Annotated in this window: 11 protein-coding genes; 4 read left to right on the top strand and 7 right to left on the bottom strand. The window is 66.7% G+C overall.

Annotation, left to right across the window (positions count from 1 at the left end; genetic code table 11):
- The first annotated feature begins 27 nt into the window (after positions 1 to 27).
- From BCF44_RS16690 to BCF44_RS16675, 4 genes are read left to right on the top strand one after another with little or no spacing between them, the layout of a single operon-like run.
- Entirely contained in the window at positions 28 to 2,937 is a 2,910-nt protein-coding gene (locus tag BCF44_RS16690; RefSeq protein WP_116175200.1) for a helicase-related protein, read from the top strand.
- Positions 2,934 to 7,673, top strand: coding sequence for a class I SAM-dependent DNA methyltransferase (locus BCF44_RS16685; protein WP_116175199.1), 4,740 nt, complete (start codon positions 2,934 to 2,936; stop codon positions 7,671 to 7,673). The genes BCF44_RS16690 and BCF44_RS16685 overlap by 4 nt, the downstream gene beginning before the upstream one ends.
- Positions 7,670 to 14,008 (top strand): DEAD/DEAH box helicase, encoded by a 6,339-nt coding sequence (locus tag BCF44_RS16680; protein ID WP_116175198.1) that lies wholly within the window; start codon positions 7,670 to 7,672, stop codon positions 14,006 to 14,008. Before BCF44_RS16685 ends, BCF44_RS16680 begins: the two co-directional genes overlap by 4 nt.
- Entirely contained in the window at positions 14,008 to 16,146 is a 2,139-nt protein-coding gene (locus BCF44_RS16675; protein WP_116175197.1) for a UvrD-helicase domain-containing protein, read from the top strand. Before BCF44_RS16680 ends, BCF44_RS16675 begins: the two co-directional genes overlap by 1 nt.
- A 132-nt stretch (positions 16,147 to 16,278) precedes the next feature.
- Here the strand turns inward: BCF44_RS16675 and BCF44_RS16670 are convergent, their stop codons facing one another.
- The 7 genes from BCF44_RS16670 to BCF44_RS16640 all read right to left on the bottom strand — a co-directional run bounded on the left by BCF44_RS16670 (position 16,279) and on the right by BCF44_RS16640 (position 21,305).
- Positions 16,279 to 16,533 (bottom strand): hypothetical protein, encoded by a 255-nt coding sequence (locus BCF44_RS16670; RefSeq protein WP_116175196.1) that lies wholly within the window; start codon positions 16,531 to 16,533, stop codon positions 16,279 to 16,281.
- A gap of 13 nt (positions 16,534 to 16,546) precedes the next feature.
- Positions 16,547 to 17,581: a TNT domain-containing protein gene (locus tag BCF44_RS56595; protein ID WP_211353048.1), complete on the bottom strand. Its 1,035-nt coding sequence runs from the start codon at positions 17,579 to 17,581 to the stop codon at positions 16,547 to 16,549.
- Between the two features lie 111 nt (positions 17,582 to 17,692).
- Positions 17,693 to 18,943 carry a PPE domain-containing protein gene (locus BCF44_RS16660; RefSeq protein ID WP_116175195.1) on the bottom strand — a complete coding sequence of 417 codons (1,251 nt, stop codon included), beginning with the start codon at positions 18,941 to 18,943 and terminating at the stop codon, positions 17,693 to 17,695.
- A 13-nt stretch (positions 18,944 to 18,956) separates the two neighbouring features.
- Positions 18,957 to 19,481 carry a DUF3558 domain-containing protein gene (locus BCF44_RS16655; RefSeq protein ID WP_170217573.1) on the bottom strand — a complete coding sequence of 175 codons (525 nt, stop codon included), beginning with the start codon at positions 19,479 to 19,481 and terminating at the stop codon, positions 18,957 to 18,959.
- 77 nt (positions 19,482 to 19,558) lie between these two features.
- Positions 19,559 to 19,966 (bottom strand): hypothetical protein, encoded by a 408-nt coding sequence (locus tag BCF44_RS16650; protein WP_116175193.1) that lies wholly within the window; start codon positions 19,964 to 19,966, stop codon positions 19,559 to 19,561.
- A gap of 57 nt (positions 19,967 to 20,023) precedes the next feature.
- Positions 20,024 to 20,812, bottom strand: coding sequence for an ESX secretion-associated protein EspG (locus tag BCF44_RS16645; RefSeq protein ID WP_170217572.1), 789 nt, complete (start codon positions 20,810 to 20,812; stop codon positions 20,024 to 20,026).
- A gap of 88 nt (positions 20,813 to 20,900) precedes the next feature.
- Positions 20,901 to 21,305, bottom strand: a complete 405-nt coding sequence (locus BCF44_RS16640; RefSeq protein ID WP_116175191.1) for a hypothetical protein — start codon at positions 21,303 to 21,305, stop codon at positions 20,901 to 20,903.
- Positions 21,306 to 21,324 lie beyond the last annotated feature (19 nt).

Below are 21,324 nucleotides of genomic sequence, written 5' to 3'. Positions count from 1 at the left end.
GCTGTGGATGAACCTCTCTTGCACTCGATGACGGAGAACGTATCTGTGACGGCAACGAAGTCCGAGGACCGCGTGGCACTCGCGCCAGGATCGATCGTCGTGATCCGCGACGAAGAGTGGCTGGTCCGAGCGGTCGAGGAGACCGCCGACGGCACCCTCGTCCACGTGCAGGGCCTCGGCGAACTGGTCCGCGACACCAGCGCCTCGTTCTACACGAGCCTCGACGAGGTCGTTCCATTGGAGCCGGCCCGCGCGCAGGTAGTGGCCGACGACAGCCCGCGCTACCGCACTGCTCGGCTATGGCTGGAGTCGACCATTCGTAAGATCCCCGTGCCACTCGGGGAGCGCTCGCTGTCAGTGGCCGTCCAAGGACTGGCTGACGCGCTGAGCTACCAGCAGTCGGCGGTGCGCAAGGCACTCGATCCGGTGAACCTGCGGCCGAGGATTCTGCTTGCTGACGCCGTCGGCCTCGGTAAGACCCTCGAAATCGGCATGATCCTTTCGGAACTGGTGCGGCGTGGCCGTGGTGAACGGATCCTCGTCGTGACCCCGCGGCATGTGCTGGAGCAGATGCAGCACGAGCTGTGGTGCCGGTTCGCGCTGCCGTTCGTCCGGCTGGACTCCGCCGGCATTCAGCGCGTGCGCCAGAAGCTGCCGGCAACGCGAAACCCCTTCACCTACTACAAGCGGGTGATCATCTCGATCGACACCCTCAAGTCCGATCGGTACGTGACGAGCCTGCGCAAGCAGCGCTGGGATGCCGTGGTCATCGACGAGTCGCACAATCTGTCCAACGCGGCGACGCTCAACAACCGGCTGGCGCGGCTGTTGGCCCGCAACGCCGAGGCGCTGATCCTCGCCTCGGCAACCCCGCACAATGGCCGTGCCGACTCGTTCGCCGAGCTGCTGCGGTTGCTGGACCCCTCGTCCGTGCCGGCCGATGACCGGCTCGACCCAGACGAAATACGACGGCTGGTCATCCGGCGGCACCGGCACAGCCCCGAGGTCGCCCAGGTCGTCGGCGGCGACTGGGCCGAACGGCGCGAGCCGGACAACGTCCTCGTGCCGGCGACGGACGAAGAGAACGCCGTGGCCCGCGAACTGGAAGAGACCTGGTTGTGGCCGGGTCGTGGCGGCAGCCCGTACTCCGGGCAGAACGCATCGCTGTTTCCGTGGACGCTGGCCAAGGCGTTCCTGTCCTCGCCGGCCGCGCTGAAAGAAACCATCGACGGGCGGTTGGGGCGCCTCGGGCACGACGACCGGGCCGGGGTGGAACGACAGGCATTGCACCGGCTGGCTGAGCTCAACGACAAGACGTTGCGGCGGCCGCCAGCCAAGTACCAACGGCTCGTCGAGCACCTGAAACAGATCGGGGTGGGCCGCGGCTCACCGGTCCGGGCGGTGGTGTTCGCCGAGCGCCTGGAGACTCTGCGTTGGCTGCACCGCAGTCTTCCCAGTGACCTTGGCCTGCCTGCCGACGCTGTCGCGCTCATGCATGGCGGGCTGGCTGACGACGAACAGCAGAACATCGTGGAGGCGTTCAAGCAGGAGCAGGCGCCGGTGCGGGTCTTGGTGACCGGTGACGTGGCCTCCGAGGGAGTGAACCTGCACGCCCAGTGTCACGACCTGATTCACTACGACATTCCCTGGAGCCTCATCCGCATCGAACAGCGCAACGGTCGCATCGACCGATACGGGCAGAAACACGCCCCGCGCATCACGGCACTGCTGCTCGACCCAGCCAGCGAACGGTTCGCCGGAGACATCCGGATCCTCGCCAAGCTGGTGGAGAAGGAGAACGAGGCACACACCGCGCTCGGTGACGTGGCTTCCCTGATGGGGCGTTACGACGTCAAGAGCGAGGAGGACGACATTCGCGCCGTGCTGGCCGGCAGCAAGGAGTTCGACGACGTGGTCCGCCCGGTCGCCGCCGTCACGGCCGGTAACGACCTCGGCGCGCTGTTCGCCCAGCTCTTCGACGCGCCACCCGCACCCATGCCCGAGCCGTCGGCGACGCACCAGTCGGAGACCACCGCCGGGACAGACCTCGGCTCGATGCTGTACGACGACGAGGTGTCGTATCTGGAGGATGCACTACGGGAAGCCTTCATCGACCCGACGGCGCCACCGGCACGCGGTGGAGTCGGGTGGCGCCGAGACGCCGCCTTCGGCACTGTCGAGCTGAACCCACCACCCGACCTCGTGCAGCGCCTGGACGTGCTGCCGCAGAAGTACCTCGCCGAACGTGACGTCACCGACAAGCTGGTGCTCGCGACCACCCCGGCGCGCGGCAAGGACCGGCTCGCCGCGGCGCTGCGCGACAGCAAGAAACTGAGCTGGCCGGACGCACACTATCTCGCTCCGCTGCACCCCGTCCTCGACTGGGCCGCAGACCGGGCCCTGGCCGTGCTGGGCCGCAACGAGGTCTTCGCGGTACGCGGCGGCGTGAACGCCCCAACCGTCCTACTCGTGGGCACGCTGACCAACAGGCGCGGCCAGGTCGTGTCGGTCGCTTGGCTGACCGCGCAGTTCCCAGCGCAGGACGATCCGTCTTTCGCACTGATCGCCCCGCACAGCTCGGCCCGGGAGGCGCTGGCCTCGCTGGGCTGGGACCGGCCGCGCGTCAACCCGGGGCCGATCGACGACGTGGAGGCTTTCCAGAGGCTCGTGGCCCCGGCGGTCGACCAGGCCGAAAAGCACCTGCTCACCCTCTTCGAAGCAGCCGCCAACGACGTGGCAAGCCGAGTGGACCAGTGGTCCACCCGACTGAAGCGCTGGGACAACGATGCCGAAGCGCTCATCCAACGCAGCGAGATCAAACACCGGCGAGCGAGCGTGGAACAGGAACGGGCCATGGTGCAGGCCATGGCACCGGACCGACAACTCGCACGGCCGCTACTGGTCGTCGTCCCGGACGTGGAAGGTGTGACGCGATGAACGGGTCGGACGCGATCCTCGTCGGTGAGGGCTGGATCTCGGAGCACTACTTCACCACCGAAGCCAAGAGTGAGTCTTTCCACGCCAAGGTGCTGGAGCGGCGGGCATTCTGGGACGCGGAGGCCAAGGAGGGGAGGAAAACACCCCGATCACGGTTCGTCGATGCCCGGCAGGGCCTGGAGACCGACCTAGCGGCCTTGGCCGAACTTCTCGACCCGGCCGCCGAGGCCGACGCACGCGACGGACGCAGTGCCGACAATGCCGCGGCCGCAGTCCACGAACGGCTACTTGACGTGCTCGAACTGACCGGTCATGGCCTCGTCCTCGACCGGCAGGGCCCGCTGCTCCGGGTGTCGTCTCCGGGTGTCACCGAGCACGCACCCCTGGTCGTCATGACCGCTCGACCGGTCGCCGTGGTCGAGGACCTGCTCGCCCGCGACGCCGTCACCCTGCGCGAGCCCGTGCAACTCAGCGAGGACGCCGAGGAGGTGAAGTCGGCCGCGCGGCTGACCTCGGCGCTGTTCGTCGCGGACGACGCCCCAGACCTCGTCCTCGTGCTCGCCGGCCGTTGGGTGCTGCTCGCCGAGCGGGAGCGCTGGGCCGAGGGCCGCTACCTCGCCGTTGACGTGCAACTGGTCTGCGAACGCAACGAGGGGAAGAAGGGCGGGGAGATCGATCGCGCGCTCACCTGCCTTTCTGCCCAGTCCATCGCACCGGACGCCGACGGCAAGCTGTGGTGGCACGACGTTCTCGAAGCCTCCATCAAACACACCGTCGGCGTCTCCAAGGACCTGCGCGACGGAGTCCGCCTGTCCATCGAAATCATCGCCAACGAGGTGGTCACCCGCCGGCGAGACAAAGGACTCGATCCACTGCCGGCCAGCGAGGCCCAGCCGCTGGCCAAGCAGGCGTTGCGGTTCCTCTACCGCGTCCTGTTCCTGCTCTACGCCGAGGCATCGCCCGAACTGGGCGTGCTCCCGGTCGGCGCCCGCGAGTACGACCAGGGCTACAGCCTGGACCGGCTGCGCGAGCTGGTCCAGGTCGAGTTGGCCAGCCCACGGTCCCGCAACGGCACCCACCTGTACGACTCAATGGGCGTGTTGTTCGGGCTGGTCGACACCGGACACGCCCCGATGGCGGTAGGCGGCAGCAGCGAGGACGAACATGATTCGGCGTTCGCCGAGGGACTGCCGTTCAACGCGCTGCGAGCCGACCTGTTCCGGCCGGAAGCGACCGCGCACATCGATGCCGTTGGGCTGGGCAACGCCGCGCTGCAGCAGGTGCTCACCCATCTGCTGCTGAGCAAGGAGTCTCGCGGCAAGGACCGCGGCTTCATCTCGTACGCGGAGTTGGGCATCAACCAGCTCGGCGCGGTCTACGAGGGCCTGATGTCCTACACCGGCTTTTTCGCCGAGACGGACCTCTACGAGGTGGCCAAGAACGGTGACGGCTCCAAGGGGTCATGGGTCGTTCCCGTCGAGCGAGCCGACGGAATCGCGCCGGCCGACTTCGTGAAGACCGTCGACCCGCACACGGGTGAGCTGCGGCCGGTGCTGCACCAGAAGGGCTCGTTCGTGTTCCGCCTGGCCGGGCGGGAGCGCCAACAGTCCGCGTCCTACTACACGCCCGAGGTACTCACCCGCTTCACCGTCGGCCAAGCCCTCGAAGAACTGCTCGACCAGGACGGCCGCACTACGGCCGCGGCGGAGATCCTGCAGATGACCGTCTGCGAGCCCGCCCTGGGCTCAGGGGCGTTCGCCATCGAAGCGGTGCGGCAACTCGCCGAGCAGTACCTCAAGCGCCGCCAGAACGAGCTGGGCGTGCGCATCGACCCGGACGAGTACCCGCGCCGGCTGCAGGAGGTCAAGGCCTACCTGGCGCTGCACAACGTGTACGGCGTGGACCTCAACGCCACAGCTGTCGAGCTGGCCGAGATCTCCCTGTGGCTAGACACCATGGTCGAGGGGCTGTCGGCGCCGTGGTTCGGGCTGCATCTGCGGCGCGGCAACTCCCTCGTTGGCGCCCGCAGGGCGGTGTACCAGCGCAGGCAGGTCAGCGACAAGTCCTGGCTGAACGAAGTACCGCGAGACGTTCCTCTGGCGTCGCTCGTGGAGGACATCGAGGCGGGACGGGTCGCCGGCGGCGGTATCCACCACTTCCTACTGCCGTCAATCGGGTGGGGTTCCTCTGCGGAGGTCAACGAGGCCAAGGAGGCCAGGGATCTCTATCCCGAGTCTCGGGCCCGTCTCAAAACTTGGCGCAAGAATGTGACTAGCAAGCCGACACAGAGGCAGATCGAAGCCCTCTGCGACCTCGCGCGGCGGGTGGAGAAGCTGTGGCAGATCGCGACGAACCGGCTCGGGGTTGCAGAATCAGAGATCCGTCGGTCAGTCCCGGTGTGGCGTGGTCAAGACATACCTTCGGGCGGAAAGGTTCAGAGGGCCGAGATCGAGGCGGCCCTTGCCGACCCCTCCGGTGCCTATCGACGTCTGCGTCGCGTCATGGATGCATGGTGCGCCCTCTGGTATTGGCCAGTCTCTGAAGCTTTCGTCGAGGAAGTGACGGGCCAGGCTGGCGATGCAGTGACGCCTCCCAACCTCGACCAGTGGATCGAGGGCATGCGCATGCTCGTCGGCGTCCATGCTGGTAAGCGGCGGGCACCTGAGGGGCAGCTCACCTTTGGCACCGCAGTGAGTTGGGAAGACTTGAATGTATACGAAGAGCTGGACTTGGGCCTTGCCGGCTGTTTGACCGTTGACGCGACGCTACGTGCGCATCCATGGTTGCGAGTATGTGAAGCCGTTGCCGATCGTGAAGGCTTCTTTCATTGGGCGCTGGATTTTGCGCCTGTCTTCGTCAAGGGTGGATTCAACCTGCAAGTCGGTAATCCGCCGTGGGTAAGGCCGCGAACCGATTTTGAGGCGCTGCTTGCGGAGCGTGATCCTTGGTGGAAGCTCGCCGAACGGCCATCCGTCACTGCCAAGGAGCGCAAACGTGCCGAGGCGTGGACGGACCGTAGATGCGTTGATACCGCTGCGGAAGGGGTTGCGACCACTGCGGCGGCCATCGCATTCGCCGGCTCCGTGGCGAACTTCCCCCAACTGGAGCGGTTGACGCCGGATTTCTACCGCTGCTTCATGGTTCAGGCCTGGCGCAACGCCTCACCTGTGGGAGTCGTCGGCCTTATTCATCCCGAGTCGCATTTCACCGACGAAAAGGCTGCAGCTCTTCGTTGTGACGCGTATCGACGGCTTAGGCGTCACTGGCAGTTCGTCAACGAGCTGAAACTGTTCGAAATTCACGATCAAGTAAGTTATGGCGTGCACGTCTACGGCGCAGTGCAACCGGTGCCTGACTTCCGTATGGCCACGTCGCTTTACCATCCCGACACGGTCATTCGCTCGCTCGACCACGATGGCTCTGGGCCTGAACCTGGTATTAAGGATCCGGATGGTAACTGGGATGTGCGCCCGCATCGCAGCCGCATTACCACCGTCACCGACGAAACCCTTGGCATGTGGCACGCGATCCTCGAATCCCCTGAAACGCCAGTTCGGCAGACTCGGATGGTATACGCGGTCAACCGCTCCACGGTCTCGGTCCTTGACAAGCTTTCGCACGCGCGACGGATCGGCGAATTGGAGCTCCACTTCTCGGAAGGCTGGCACGAGAGTCGGGATCGCAAGAGTGGGTACTTCGAATCAGAATGGGGCAAGCCGGCGTCCTGGGACGACGTGATCCTGCAAGGCCCGCACCTGTTCGTGGCCACGCCGATGTACAAGGCGCCGAACAAGACCATGCTGCACAACCAGGATTGGTCGGCGACGGACTTTGAGGCACTGTCAGCCGACGCAATCCCGGTCACTGCGTACAAACCTCGAGGCGACCGGAGTCGCTACGCCCGCGACTACACCCACTGGGGCGACCAGAACGCCCATCCCGCCCGCAATTTCTATCGCGTTGCATGGCGTGCAATGGCGGCCAATAAGAACGAGCGAACCTTAATTCCAGCGCTCATTCCGCCAGGTAGTACTCATGTTCATACGGTTTCATCGGTAAGTTCGGTTAGTTCTGAACCGGAGTCCTTGGTTGCAATGTTGGCAGTTCTATCGTCGCTGTTGGCTGACTTCTTCGTTCGTGCCGCGCCTAAGTCGGCGATCACGGCAGCGACTGTTCGGCGCCTTCCGTATGCGAATGACGCCTTCCTGTCGGAACTTGTTTTGCGCACCCTAAGGCTCAACTGCATTGCGGATGCGTATGGAGACCTCTGGTATCGCTGTTACCGCCGATCATTCCGCGAAGACGCATGGGCCGGAGGTCTTACGCACGCGAGACGGCAGCCGCTCGGGGCCGTCAGGCCTGTTTGGGATGTCGACACACCGCTACGGATCGCGGCTGATCGGCGGCAAGCCCTCGTCGAGATTGACGCGCTGGTGGCGCTGGCGCTTGGGCTGGCCGCCGACGAGCTGTGCACGATCTACCGCACCGAGTTCGCGGTGCTCTACGGCTATGACCGGAATGTGTATTACTACGACGCCAATGGACGGCTCGTGCCCAACTCGGTGCTCACCGTATGGCGGAAGAAGGGCGACCGGATCACCGAGGAGGAGCGGACCGCGACCAATCAGGCGGGCAACGCCTATACCTACGAGCTGCCGTTCGTGACGCTGGACCGGGAGGCGGACATGCGGCAGGCTTATGCCCATTTCGAGCGCCTGCTAGAGGAGCGTTCGTGAGTGAGCTGCTGCCCACCCTGCAGGCGGCTCGCATCCGGACGAGCCTCGTCGACTACCTGACGACGACCTTCGGGCTCACAGACGGAGACGCCCGCGATGGATTGGACCGGTTCCTGTCCGATCCCGACACGGGCATGTTCAAGGGCCCATACGTCCGGCTGCGGTTGCCGTTCCGACCAGCCGATGCCGGTTGGCGGGACACCCTCGGCTGGTACGAGGGCTTCCCGCCGTACGGGCACCAGGCGGCGGCGTTCGCTCGGCTGGCGTCCGCCGCGGACGGGAGGCCACGTCGTCCATTGCCGACGCTGGTCACCACCGGCACCGGCTCAGGTAAGACCGAGGCGTTCCTCTACCCGATCCTCGACCACGTGCTGCGCGCTCGCCGGGAGGGCGTGACGGGTACGAAAGCGCTCATCCTCTATCCGATGAACGCGCTCGCGAACGACCAGGCGGCCCGGCTGACGAAACTGCTCACCACGCATCCCGCTCTCGCCGACGTGACCGCTGCGCTCTATATCGGACAGAAAGGGTCAACCCGCACCACGGTTACCTCGGACGGGCTGATCACCGATCGGGCGATCATCCGGGACAGCGCGCCGGACATCCTGCTGACCAACTACAAGATGCTCGACCAACTGCTGCTGCGCCACGAGGACCAGGACCTGTGGCGGCAGTCGTCGACCAGCCTGCGCTACCTGGTACTCGACGAGTTCCACACGTACGACGGCGCGCAGGGCACCGATGTCGCGATGCTGCTGCGCCGGCTCGGACTGGCGCTCAAGAGCCACTGGCTCGACGAAGACCCGAGCATCGACGATGCGACACGCGCTCGACCGCTCGGCCTTGCTACTCCGGTCGCCACCTCGGCGACCCTGGGCGACAAGGGCGACCCTACGGTGATGCTCGATTTCGCGCGCGCTGTCTTCGGGGAGCGGTTCGACGCCGACGCCATCGTGACCGAGACCCGGCTGAGTCTCAACGAGTGGACCGCTGACGCGGTCGAAACCGTCGCAGCGGCCGGACTCACCCCGGTCGGGACCGAGGACCTCGACGTAGCGGGAGCGGCCGATACGGTGTCGGTGCACGGCAACGACGCCACTGGCGCACAGATCGCTCACACGATTTTGGGCGTCCTCTATGGAGTCGACGCGGATCGGTTTGACGACAGCTCGGCCGAGTTCTTGTTGGCGGTGTGCCGGGCGCATCCGCTCGTCCAGGAGTTGGCTCGGCAGGCCGAGCATGCGGTGCCCCTCGACGCTTTGGCCGCTCGTGTGTTCGGCCGGGGCGACGGGGACGCCGACCGGGTGACGATCTTGCTGTCCTACGTGTTGGCGGCGCTCGGCCATGTGCGCGCGGTTGTGGGCCGGGACGCGCTGTCGGTCGACGTGCACCTGTGGGTGCGTGAGCTGACACGCATCGACCGGGCCGCGGCGGCTTCGGCACGGTTCCGGTGGGGTGATGACGGACCGCCGGTCGCCGACGGCGACGCGGAGGAGGCCCGCCCGTCTTTCCCGGCGATCTTCTGCCGCCACTGCGGCCGGTCGGGGTGGGGCATCGGTCTGGCGCCCGTGGGAACCAGCTTCGCGGTGGACGACGACGACATCCGCCGCAACCACGCGGCCAGGGAAGGCCGGTTCCGTCCGCTGCTGTACGCGCCCGCCGAGGCGGCCGTCGGCCTCGACGACGAGCGGCCGGTCGACGGCCTGATGTGGTTCTCCGTGCGCCACCGGGAACTGCTCACCAGCGTGGCCGAGGACGATCCCGATCTGCGCGACGGCTGGATCCTGCCGGTGCTCACCAACGTCGGTTCCGACGCCGACGACCAGAGCCGCAAGGACACGTGCCCATCCTGCGAGCAGGAGGACGGCATCCGGTTCCTCGGTAGCGCGATCGCCACACTGCTGTCGGTGTCGCTGTCCACGTTGTTCGGCTCGCCCACCCTCGACGCACGGGAGAAGAAGGCACTCGTCTTCACCGACTCGGTGCAGGATGCCGCGCACCGCGCCGGGTTCGTGCAGGCCCGTTCGCACACACTCACCCTGCGGTCGGTATTCCACGATGCCGTGAGCGAGGGTGCGCTCGCCCTCGACGCGCTGGTCGACGAAGTGATCCGGCAGGCCGGCAACGACCCGTTCGCGCGCTACCGCATCCTCGCTCCCGACTGCGCCGATCGGGAGTCCTTCACCGACTTCTGGCAGGCGAAGACGCTGCGCGGGGCACGCGCCTCGGTGCGCTCCCGGGTCCGCAAGCGGCTCGCGCTCGACGCCGCGCTGGAATTCGGCCTCAACTCACGCACCGGCCGTACCCTGGAACTGACCGGCTCGGTAGCCGTCGAGGTCGAGGCGGGCCTGCCCCCGCGCATGGCCGGCGTCGCTCGCGCCGCCCTACAGGGCACCTCCTGGCAAAACCAGCTCGACGCCGAGACCCGCAGTGATTCGACACTGGTGCAGTGGGTACGCGGCGTGCTGGACCGGATGCGCGCCCAGGGCGCGATCGACCATCCGTGGTTCGATCGGTACCGCGCCGACGACGGACGGGACTGGTCGATCTGGGGCGGACGCCCGCGCGGTGAAGGTATGCCAGCGTTCCCCCGGGACCGGCCCGCCCCGGCGTATCCGAAGGTCGGTGGGCAAGGCGGATCGACTCGCGGGTTGGACGCCGTCACGTCCGCCCAGTCCTGGTACGCCCGCTGGACCGCCCGGGTACTCGACGTTTCCCCGCCCGACGGTGGGCGGCTGGCCCGGATGCTGCTGGACCGGCTGGCCCGTGACGGCGTGCTCACGACCACCACCAGCGACTCCGGTGCCACCGTGTACGCCATCCCCGCGTCCGGCGTCGTCGTCGCGCCCACCAAGCTGGCAGACCTGTCCCTCGGTCGGCACCTGCTGGTCTGCAACATGTGTCGTGCCACGACTCCGGGTTCCGTGGCCTCAGTCGAGCAGCTCGCCGGAGCACCGTGCCTGAACGTGCAGTGTCGTGGCCGTCTGACCGCCGAGGCATTGCCGGACAACTTCTATCGCCGCCTGTACGCCTCCCCGGACATGCGCCGGGTCGTGGCCCGGGAACACACCAGCCTGCTCGACGACGAGACTCGCCTGGCTTACGAAGACGGGTTCCGCAACTCGGGCGGTAGCCCACAGGCGCCGAACGTGCTGGTGGCCACGCCCACACTGGAGATGGGCATCGACATCGGCGACCTCTCGGCAGTGTTCCTGGCTTCCTTGCCGCCCACCGTCGCCTCCTACCTGCAGCGCGTGGGCCGGGCGGGGCGGCTCACCGGCAACGCTCTCGACCTCGCCTTTGTCACCGGCCGTGGTGAGCAGCTGCCCAAGCTCGGCGACCCACTGTCCGTTGTGGACGGTGAGGTACGGCCACCGGCGACCTACCTGGCGGCCGAGGAGATTCTGCGCCGGCAGTACACCGCATATCTGGCGGACGCGTTCGCCCGCGACGTCCGACGGCCTCACCCGCGCAGGGCAGCCGGGGCGATCGGATCGTGCAAGCCGGGTACGTTCCTTGGCGACCTTGTCCTGCACGCCGAGCAAGGCGTTGACGAGTACCTGCCGCGGTTCGTCGCCACCTTCGACGGCTTGCCGGACGAGGTGGTGACTGGCCTGCGTGAGTGGCTGCGCCCCGCAAACGGGCCGCGTACCAGCGGCTTTGCCGACCATGTGCACGCCGCCAGCCAGCGGTGGCAGGAGACTGTGCAGACACTGCAGCAACGGCAAGCCGAAATTGTCAAGCTCCTGCCTGATCTGGAGGCGCGCGTGGCGTCGCCGGCCGTGACGGACGACGACCGGCAGGCGCTGCGCTCGGCCAAGGCCACCGGGAAGTTGACCGCCAGCCAGCTCTCTCATCTGCGCAGCACGTACTGGATCAGCGTCCTGGAGGAGTACGGGCTGCTGCCCAACTACACCCTGCTCGACGATTCGGTCACGCTCGATGTGGGCCTGTCCTGGACCGATCCGGACACTGGTGTGTACGAATACGGCGCCGCGCAGTTCCAACGTGGCTCGGCGCACGCATTGCGTGAATTCGCCCCAGGGGCCACGTTCTATGCCCGTGGATGGGAGATCACGATCGATGCGGTCGACCTAGGGCTTGACGGCGCGTCGATCCGTACCTGGGCGTTCTGCCCTGCCTGCGGCTATGCGGCAGACGTCGCCGAATCCGGTCGAGAACTCCCCGTACCACCGTGTCCCCGGTGCGGCAGCCGCGGTATCCAGGACACTGGCCAGCGCATCGACGTGGTCGAGCTGACCCGCGTGTCGGCCGAGGTTCGTCGGGACGAGGTGGCGATTTCCGACCGTCGCGACGAGCGCGGTCACGCCGCGTTCCAGATCGTCACTGCTGCCGACATCGACCCCGCCAACGCGGTGCGCCGCTGGTTCGTCGAGGACACCGGGCTCGGCTGTACCTATCTGCGTTCGGTCGACCTACGGTGGATCAATCTGGGGACACCGAGCCATGGAGTCACCCGAACCGTCGGTGGTCACGAACGGCAGGGCATGCTGTTCCGGGTCTGTTCCGGCTGTGGGAAGAAGGACACCGAATCCGGGCGGAACCGGCCGCACGAGCACCGTCCCTGGTGTCCACACCGGACATCTGCCGTCGAGGTGACGAGCACGGTTGCCCTGTCGCGGACACTGCGTACCCAAGGGCTGGTGATCCGGCTGCCTCGCTCGGTGACCATCGGCGACGACTTCGCCGTGCCCAGCCTCGCTGCGGCGCTGCTGCTCGGCCTACGTGAACAGATGGGTGGCCATCCGGATCACATCCGCGTCGAGCACGTCGTGGATCCGACCCTGTCCGACGGCACGGACAACCACGAGGCGATTCTGCTGCACGACGCGGTCCCCGGTGGCACCGGCTACCTCGCCGAGAACGCCGACCCCGACCGCCTGCGTGAACTGCTCGTGCTGGCCTGGAACCGGGTCCGCGACTGCGAGTGCCGGCACGAGGAACGGCTTGCCTGTCATCGGTGCCTGCTGCCGTTCACCGCTCCTGGTGCGGTCCGGCGCGTCTCCCGCGCCTCGGCCGAGCGGCACCTGCGCACTCTGCTCGCGTTGGGCCCCGATGCCCTGACCGCTGAAGGGACGGCCTGGACCGTGACCGAGGTGGCACCCCACGAGGAGCCGGAGTCGCATCTGGAACGCGCTTTCCACCGGCTGCTGGTCGGCCAGCTACGCCGTAACGGTGCCGCCGTCACCGAGACACCGGGCCCGACCGGCAATCTGGTCCGCTTCACCTTGCCCGGTGCGCACCGGCAGTGGACACTCACTCCGCAGGCGAACATCGCCGACTCCCGCCCGGACTTCCTGCTGCAGACCACCGACATGAACGTGCCGGCCGTGGCGATCTTCACGGACGGGCGGGCCTATCACGCCACAGCTGCCTGCAACCGGCTCGCCGACGACGCGACCAAGCGAGCGAACCTGCGTGACGCAGGCCTGATCGTCCTTGGTGTCAACCTCCATGATCTGTCCACGGAGGACGCCGACCGTCGACCGGAGTGGTACAGCCCCGACCTCGCCGGCAGCCTGATGAACGTGCCGCAGCTTCAGGCGCCACCAGAGGCGTACAGGGCGCTCGGTCGTGGCCCGGTGGACTGGCTCGTCGACTGGGTGACTGCCCCCAATCCGGGCGCGGTCCAGACCGTTGCCCGGGCTGTGCCGATGTTCCTGTCCCGAGGCGCGCAGCCAATGCAGGTCCCCGATGATGTCAGCCTCGAGGAGGTGGCCCGCGCCGTCCTGCTCGACGAACATCTCCCTACGGGAGACCGCCGGGTCCAGCTGTACCGTGTGGGCGCACTTGCCGCGGTCATCGAGATGTTGCCCACAACGATGGTGCGCGTGGCCGTCGTCCTCGACGATCGTAACGAGGTTCTCGACGACGCCCACGCGGCCGCGTGGCGAGGGTGGCTGCGCCTGTCCAATGCTCTCGCGGTACGCGACTGGCCCACTGTGGTGACCACGACCAGCCTTGTCGCCCCGTCAAGTAGCGCTGACCACGAGACAGAACGGCAGGACAACCGACCCGTAGGAGCATGGGCAGACGTCTACGACAGAGCGGCACCTGGGGCGGAACGTGAGCTTGTCGCGGCCCTCGCCGCCCAAGGGCTCGCCACTCCGCCTGCAATCGGCAAGGAAGGCCCCGACGGCATCGCGCTCGACGTGTCCTGGCCCAACCTCCGAATCGCTGTCGCCTTTTCGCACATGCCACCGGAGGATCGCGCAGATTTGACCGCAGCAGGCTGGCTGGTGGTGGAACCCTCACCCGAGCTGGTCGCCGTCGCCGTCGCCGGTGCCACTTCGCATCGATCCGGGGAGCGTTGATGCCGACCATCATCATGGGCAAGCTTGCCAGCAAGCTCGACGGTTCGATCCATGGCAAGGCCATGGCGTTCCTGCAGAAGCTCAGCGTTGACGACACCACTCCCGGTTTGCACGTCGAACCAATCCAGAACGCTGTGGACCCGCGGGTTCGCACCGGCCGGGTCAACGACTCCTGGCGGGCCGTCATGTTCCGCCTCGACAGCAACGACGAGCGCCACTACGTGATTCACGGGATCTGGCCGCACGACGATGCGATCGCCGTGGCACAACGCGTACGGCTGAGTGTCAACCCGATCAACGGTTTGCCGCAGATCGAGGAGATAGCATTGCCGGCGGCGCCGAGCGCGCCCGTCCCGCCCAACACGGCCCTGCCGGACGGTCAGCCGCTGCTCGCCCGTCTTGGCCACGACCACGGGGCCCTGATCGACACCCTCGGCCTGCCCAACGACGTCGCCGATCAGGCGCTCGCCGCCGCGGACGAGGACGCTGTGCTCGACCTCGCCCAGCGCTACGACGGCTGGATCGGCACCATCCTGGTCGACCTCGCCGCCGGCGACACCGTCGAGGCGATCGTCGCGCGCATGCAACTGGAAAAGGCCGCTCCGTCCGGCGATGACGACGCCGATGTCCTGCACTCACTCATGCGGCCCGCAGCGGCTCTCCAGTACGCGTTCATCGGCGACCAGGAAGAACTGCGCCGCGTCATCGAACACGGTGACTTCGGCGCTTGGCGAGTCTTCCTGCACCCCGAACAGCGCCGTTACGTCGAACGCAGTTACAGCGGTCCGTTCCGCCTGTCCGGAGGCGCGGGCACCGGCAAAACCGTCGTGTTGGTCCACCGGGCCCGCGCGCTGGCCTGTCGCGACCCGCAGGTCCGAATCGTGCTGACCACGTTCACCACCAACCTCGCCGAGGCGCTCAGCGACAGCTTGACTCAACTTGATCCGCGCGTGCCGCAGACCAAGGCCCTCGGCCAGCCGGGCGTGCACGTCACGGGGGTGGATGCTCTGGCCTCCGCCGTGCTGCGCGGCGCCGGCAGCAGCCTGTCCTTTGCCATGCGCGAGGTCCTCGGTGAGGAACGTTCCGCACCGATCGCTCGCACCGTCGGCACCCGATGGCGCGAGGCCATCGAGTCAGTCGACACGTCGCTGTCACCAGAGTTGGCGAACGAAGCATTCCTATCGACCGAATACGCCCACATCGTGCTTCCCAACAAAGTGCACGATGAGGCCGGTTACCTTCGGGTGCGTCGTCCCGGCCGGGGCGTAGCCCTCGACCGAGCCAAACGATCCGCCTTGTGGGCGATCATCGCGGCGTACCGGGCACAGAGCCGCATCGACGGCAGCCTCGATTTCACCGAGGCCGCCGCCGTTGCCGCCGCACAGTTGGCTCGGCAGATTGACAAGCCTGCCGACCATGTGCTTGTAGACGAAGGTCAAGACCTCTCGCCCAGTCACTGGCAGCTGCTGCGCGCCCTCGTCGGAGAGCATCCAGACGACCTTTTCATCGCCGAGGATGCTCATCAGCGCATCTACGGTAGCCGTGTCGTCCTCGGTCGTTACGGCATAGCCATCGTCGGCCGCTCACAACGGCTCACCCTCAACTACCGAACCACGGCTCAAAACCTGCACTACGCGTTGAGCCTCATCGACAGCGGACAGTATGTCGATTTGGAAGATCAGCCCGAGGCCACCGGCTACCGGTCCGCCCGGACTGGCCCGGCCCCGACCATCAAATCCGTCGACTCACTCAGTGACGAGTTGCAGGCCGTCGCTGACCACGTCCGAAGCTGGCTGGACGCGGGGGATGCTCCCGAGACTGTGGCGGTCCTGGTTCAGGATCGCTTTCACCGCGACCGGGTAGTGACGGCGCTGAACGAGCATGGCATCGACGCTCGGGCGGTCGATCGCGACCGGCCTCCTGCGGGCCGGGTGCCAGTCATGACCATGCACCGTGCCAAAGGCACCGAGTTCTCCAAGGTCGTGCTCGCGGCCGGTCGTCCGTCGCCGGCGGAGCTGGCGCGCTTGGAAAGACTGGATCCCGCTGAGCGGGCCGATGCCGAGTTGCGGACCCAGTCGCTGCGCTACGTGGCGGCCACCCGCGCTCGGGACGAGCTCGTGGTCGTGACCCGCCCGTGACGCCGCCGCCACCCTCGATCATCAGCGAAGGGAATAGCCGTGGGCGATCTGCTTGGTCCGCACGGCGGTGGCTTGGACGGTAGCGCAACGAGGGCTTGTCAGTCTGGCCGCCACGACGACGGGTGGCGCCGTTCAGTCTGCGAGGACCAGCCTCTCTGACAATACCTGCGAGTGAGCCAGCAGACCGAAAATGTAGGTGCACGCGACGTCTTCGGTTGCAACGACGACCCGGTGGCGCTTTTCACCGCGTTCGTAGAAGAAGACCTCCCACTGGTCGTCCTCGGTGCGCATGATGCAGTGGTGGTCGTCGGCCAGTCCGCCGACGACCACGGTGGTTGCGGGAAGTCCGATGTACTGCAGGTTGGTTGCCAGGTTGCGGGTGTTCATCAAATCTCCTCGATCACTCGCCGGTCGTCTCGCGTAGATAGCCGGCCTTGAGTAGGCGGTCGACGTCGTACTCTCCAAGGAAATACTGCGTCGCGCCGCCGGGTTGGTCGAACCAGCCTGCCGCGGGTCCGACCCACGAAGGGAACGGCCGCGTCACCTCATAGGTGTGGTACGGCGAGCTGAGAGTGTACGGTGGCAACGCGCGCTCGGACCAGGGAGCACCCTCGGTCGCCAGGAACGAGCCATACTCACTTCCGAACCGGTCCAGTTTGGTTCCCGGCGGCACCCACTCGGCACGCTTGTCCTGCGGCGTGTCGAAGCCGTTGGGGTGCCCGTACTCCTCGGTGGGATACCGGTACTTCTCGAACCCGCTGTTGGGATCGCGTCCCTCTGACCATTTTGAGTTGAACTGGTCGAGTTCGATGCCTGTCGGAGGTTTGTGGCCCCTGGTGACGGCATCGAACTTTTCGTTCCCAGGCATCAGGCCAGGGTGGCGGCGATGCTTGACGTCGTCGGCGTCGGCGAGCCAGTCGCTGTCGGGCTTGGGTTCCCCGTACTGCTCACGTAGCCGCCGCTGCTCCTCAGCACGGCTGTCGGCGGCCCCAGCGGAGTGTCTTGGCGTTGCATGGCTCTCGGTCGTGGTGCCGTGGCCCTTGCCGGTATGCGTTCCACGCCCACGAGACGCGCTTGAGGACCCGTGTCTGCCCTTCGAGTCAACGTCCTTGGAGTCGGGATGCAGTCTCTTGAGCAACCCGGCGCCCTTGCCGTCAGCCTCTTCGTAGAGATCAGCAGTGGTTCCCAGGCGCTTGCCGGCGCCTTCGGCCACTCGGCCGCCCTCGTTGAAGACCTTGCCCGTGATCTGCACGCCCTTGCCCATGGCCTTGGCCACCACGGCTCCGACGCCGGACTTGTCGTTGCTGGCGTGCGAGACCAGGTTCTGACCGGTGTTCTCCAGCTTCTGACCGCCTTCGGCGAGCTTCCCGCCGAAGGCGCTGAGCTTTCCGCCGGACTTACGTAGGTGGTCAGGATGCGCGTTGATCTTGCTCATGGGAGTTGTCCTGCCTCACGAGACGAGGCGTAGATCGCAGTCCAACGATCCATCTGCCTCGTGCAGGGGTCCCACTCATTCGCGGCCACGTCGGCCTTTCGTACTCGTGGTCTACAGGCCACTGTGGTAGTCGGGGTCCCCGATTACGGGTGGCACCGTTTTCTCCCCGGTGCCCCAGTGTTCGTCTGTGGGCTCCATGAACTTGTTCAGGTGCTCCTGGTCTTCGTCACCCTTGCCCTTGCCGCGCCCTGCGGCCCCGCTCATTCCTAGGCTGCCGGCGGCACAGGGCCTGCCTGCGGCACCAGCCGCTGCGCGTGCACCTGGACCGCCTTCCTCCAGCGCGCCCGCCCCGGCACTGGCACCACGCCCCGCTGCATTGCCGCCCGCGCCAGCGGCACCGCCACGGGAACCGAAACCTGTCGACACACCACCTCGAGTGCCAGCACCGCGACCACCGGCACCGCTGTCGCCACCAACGTCACCGGACCCAGACGGACCGTAGAACCCGATCGGGCCGATGGGCGAGTTTCCGCCGGGTGGTGGAGTCGGCTCGCCAACTGGCGGGAAGCCGCCGGGCGGACCGACCGTTGGCGGGCCGCTGACTGGGGCGTGCTGCAGTTCCGTGGGCGGCGGAGTGTACGGGGGCTGCTGCCCGCCGGGCGGTCCCGACGGCGGGATTGGCGCGTGGCTGACCGGGCCGGGTGGGGACACCACGTGCGGCGAGTAGCCGCCACCGCCTGGACCTGGCTGATAGCTACTTCCCTTGTAGGGCACCGGTCCACCGGGCTGCTGCTGCGGTGCGGCATCGACGCCGTTGCTGCTCGGCACCACCGGGTAGCTTGCGGGGGACGTGGTGGTCGAAGTCGTGCTGTTGCGGTAGTCGGCGTAGATCGCTGCGGCGTGGTCGGAGGCATCGATCGCTTGCTGCTCTTGGACTTCCTTGTCAGTCTTGTCCCCGGTGACGTGTGCCCAACCACGGGAGAGCCAGTTGTCGCTCGCGGTGACCTGTACCGGGGGCGGCATCTTGTCCCGCACATCGGTGAAGTGGCTGACCTGCTGCTCGTGCGCGTTCGCCACGGTGGTGGAGACGTCTTTGGCGTCCAACACGAACTGCGCCATCGGCGCGGTGTCGCTGTGGAACGCGTCGGCAGCTGCGCCTTCCCACGATGCGCTGGCCTGCTTGAGCCCGGTGGTGATCAATCCGTGGATCTCGTCGAACTGGCCGCCGATGTCGTTGTGCCAGCCACCGACCGCAGTGGACAGGTTGGTGGGGCCGCTGCCGCTGTGGATCTGGTCGTAGACCGTCTTGTGGTCGAAGGCGGCGTGCGCCTCGCCTGCAACTTCAGTACTGAAAGGCCACATGCTTCCCTCCCCTTTACCGCGCAGCGGGCAGATTGACCAATACAGCGGCGGCGACCTTGGGCGCGAACGCGCACGGATTGTGGTAGTCCGGGTTGCTCTGTCCCTCGACGAACACGGTCATCGACAACTCCTGAGTATCGGAGACCCCCAGGAACAGACCGCACGACAGGGACTGCTTGTTGACCTGGACGGCTGGGTAGGAGCTGACCGTGGTCGGCTGGAAGCCGTTGAAACTGCTCTTCTTCTTGTAGGTCTGGGCGAGCCCGGCACCTGTGGTGGTGTCAGGTGCGAGGTTGATCGTGACGTCGTCACCGCTCCAGGTGCAGTCCGCATCCCCCCACGGTGAGGAGCCCTTCTTTGGCGCACCGGTAGCGCCCAAGGTCTGCAACTGCTGGGCCGTGAGCAGCTGGCAGGCATCGATCCCCTTCATGGTCTTGGAATTGACGACCTTGGGGACTTCGCTGGCGGCGCTGGTGGTCGTACTGGTCGCCGGCTGTGGGCTGCCTGTGCCCGTCGACGTGCATGCGGCAGCCGTCAAGGTGGCCAGGGTGCATGCCATGGCGAGTGCGGTCCGAGGAAGGACTCGGTTCACGATCACGTCCTGGTTCGAAAGTGTCAGGGCTTGAGTTTGATCGAGGCGCTGGTGTCCGCGACCTTGTACAGCTGCATGGACTTCTCGACGTTGCCGATGATGTCGTCGCAGCGGGCGATGCAGTCGTTGAGTGTCTTGCCGAGACAGCCGTCGCCGTCACCAGCGAACTTGCCGAGATCCTGGACCGCCTTCTTGCTCACCTCGTCATCGCCGGGAGGGGCGATGTTCTGCAACTTCTGGGAGGAGATGACCATGGCCTTGAACTTCTCCCGCGCCTGCACGAAGGTCGCCTTCACCGTGGGCAGCTGCTCCGGGTCGACCTTGAGCTGGCCTTGAGTGAACCCGCCTTTCCCATCATTGGCCCAGACCGCGAGCGTCGCCATTTCCCGACCGACGGCTCCTGCGGCACCGTCGGTGAATCCGTTGGCCATCGTCGATGTCCTCCCCGGGATGATGGTTCACGCACGCGGCAATGATGGTGGCACGAATCAGACGGTCATAGCCCGCCGCCTGGTTCCCTCCAGCAGCTCACCCGCAACCCGGACGAGCAGCGCCGTGTCGGCAGGTGCGGCGGTGGTGTAGCCGGAACGTGTGAACATCGCCACCCGGCCGCGTACGGTATCCAGCACCTTGACCACACGGGGGTCGCGATAGCGCCGGCCACTGGAGTCGCGTGCCGCGGCGCCGAACGTGCCGTACCCGGTCCGCTCGATTGCGACCAGGGCGGTCAGGCCCCGCGCGGCGTCTGAACGCACACCTCGGGCACGCAACGCTGCCTCCACTGCGGCATCAGATCCGCCCTGCCGGCCGGCGTCGGTCACCGCCGCATCCAGATCGCTGGTCGGCACGCTCACCGTGGCGCCTGGACACGGTGACAGGTCGGGAAGTACGCCGACCAGAGAAGCGATCGCCGAGTAGTCCGGAACGGTATCGATCCGTACCCGGTCGCCGTCCAGGACCACCCGAGCGGCGTAACCGTCTCGCGCGGCTACACACGCTCGGATCTCACGGGCTGGCGCTGGTGCGAACCGCAGGTCCAACTCGATCGGAGCAAGGGCGAACAGCGCGAGCACGCCGTAGAGATCGTCGTCCAGTCCGCCTCGACGCTCGATCAGACCCCGCGCGCGCAGCCGATCCTCGGCATCACGCAATGCCTGCTGTGGGTCATCGGGCGCGCTCGCGTGGCTGCGCCAGGTGAAGACTGGCGACAACCTGGGCAGCTCTGAGCGCTGCCAGGCGATCCCCAGCTCGGCGTAGTCGAGCTCGATGACCGGCACGAGACCCCCGTCTCCCCAGGCCCGCCGCTCCCGCGGGCGACCAACTAGCTGAGAGTAGCCGATGAGTCACTGCGTGCAGGCAGATTCGTCAGATGAGGGGAGTCTCGAGCAGCGCGAGTGCGCTGTGGAGGTGGTTGGTCAACTCGGCCACCTGCTCGCGATCGTGCACGATCTGACAGACATGCACAACCGCCTGGCATTTTGGCTCGCCGGGCAGTTCCAGGTACAGCAGCATCGCCCCATCGCCGACCGGTACCTCGAACGGCGCGACGCCACCCTCGTGGTGCGGATGTGCGCCCAGCAGTCGCCAGCTGTGGGAAGCGTGCAAGCCAGATACGTAGCAAATCTCACCCTTGCCCAGGGCGTTGAGCAGCACACGTAGATCGACTGCACCCAGGCTGAGGGTGAACCGTGCGTCGGCTGTCAGTTGGACCAGCACGCGATGGTGATCCGCATCGAGCGTCACGATCGTGACGCCAGCGGTGCCGTCCATCAGTGCTCCAGGCACCGCG

The organism is Kutzneria buriramensis (assembly GCF_003387475.1).
Taxonomy (GTDB): Bacteria; Actinomycetota; Actinomycetes; order Mycobacteriales; family Pseudonocardiaceae; genus Kutzneria; species Kutzneria buriramensis.
Note: the sequence above shows the minus strand (reverse complement) of the source record. Positions and strands in the feature narration are given on the sequence as shown.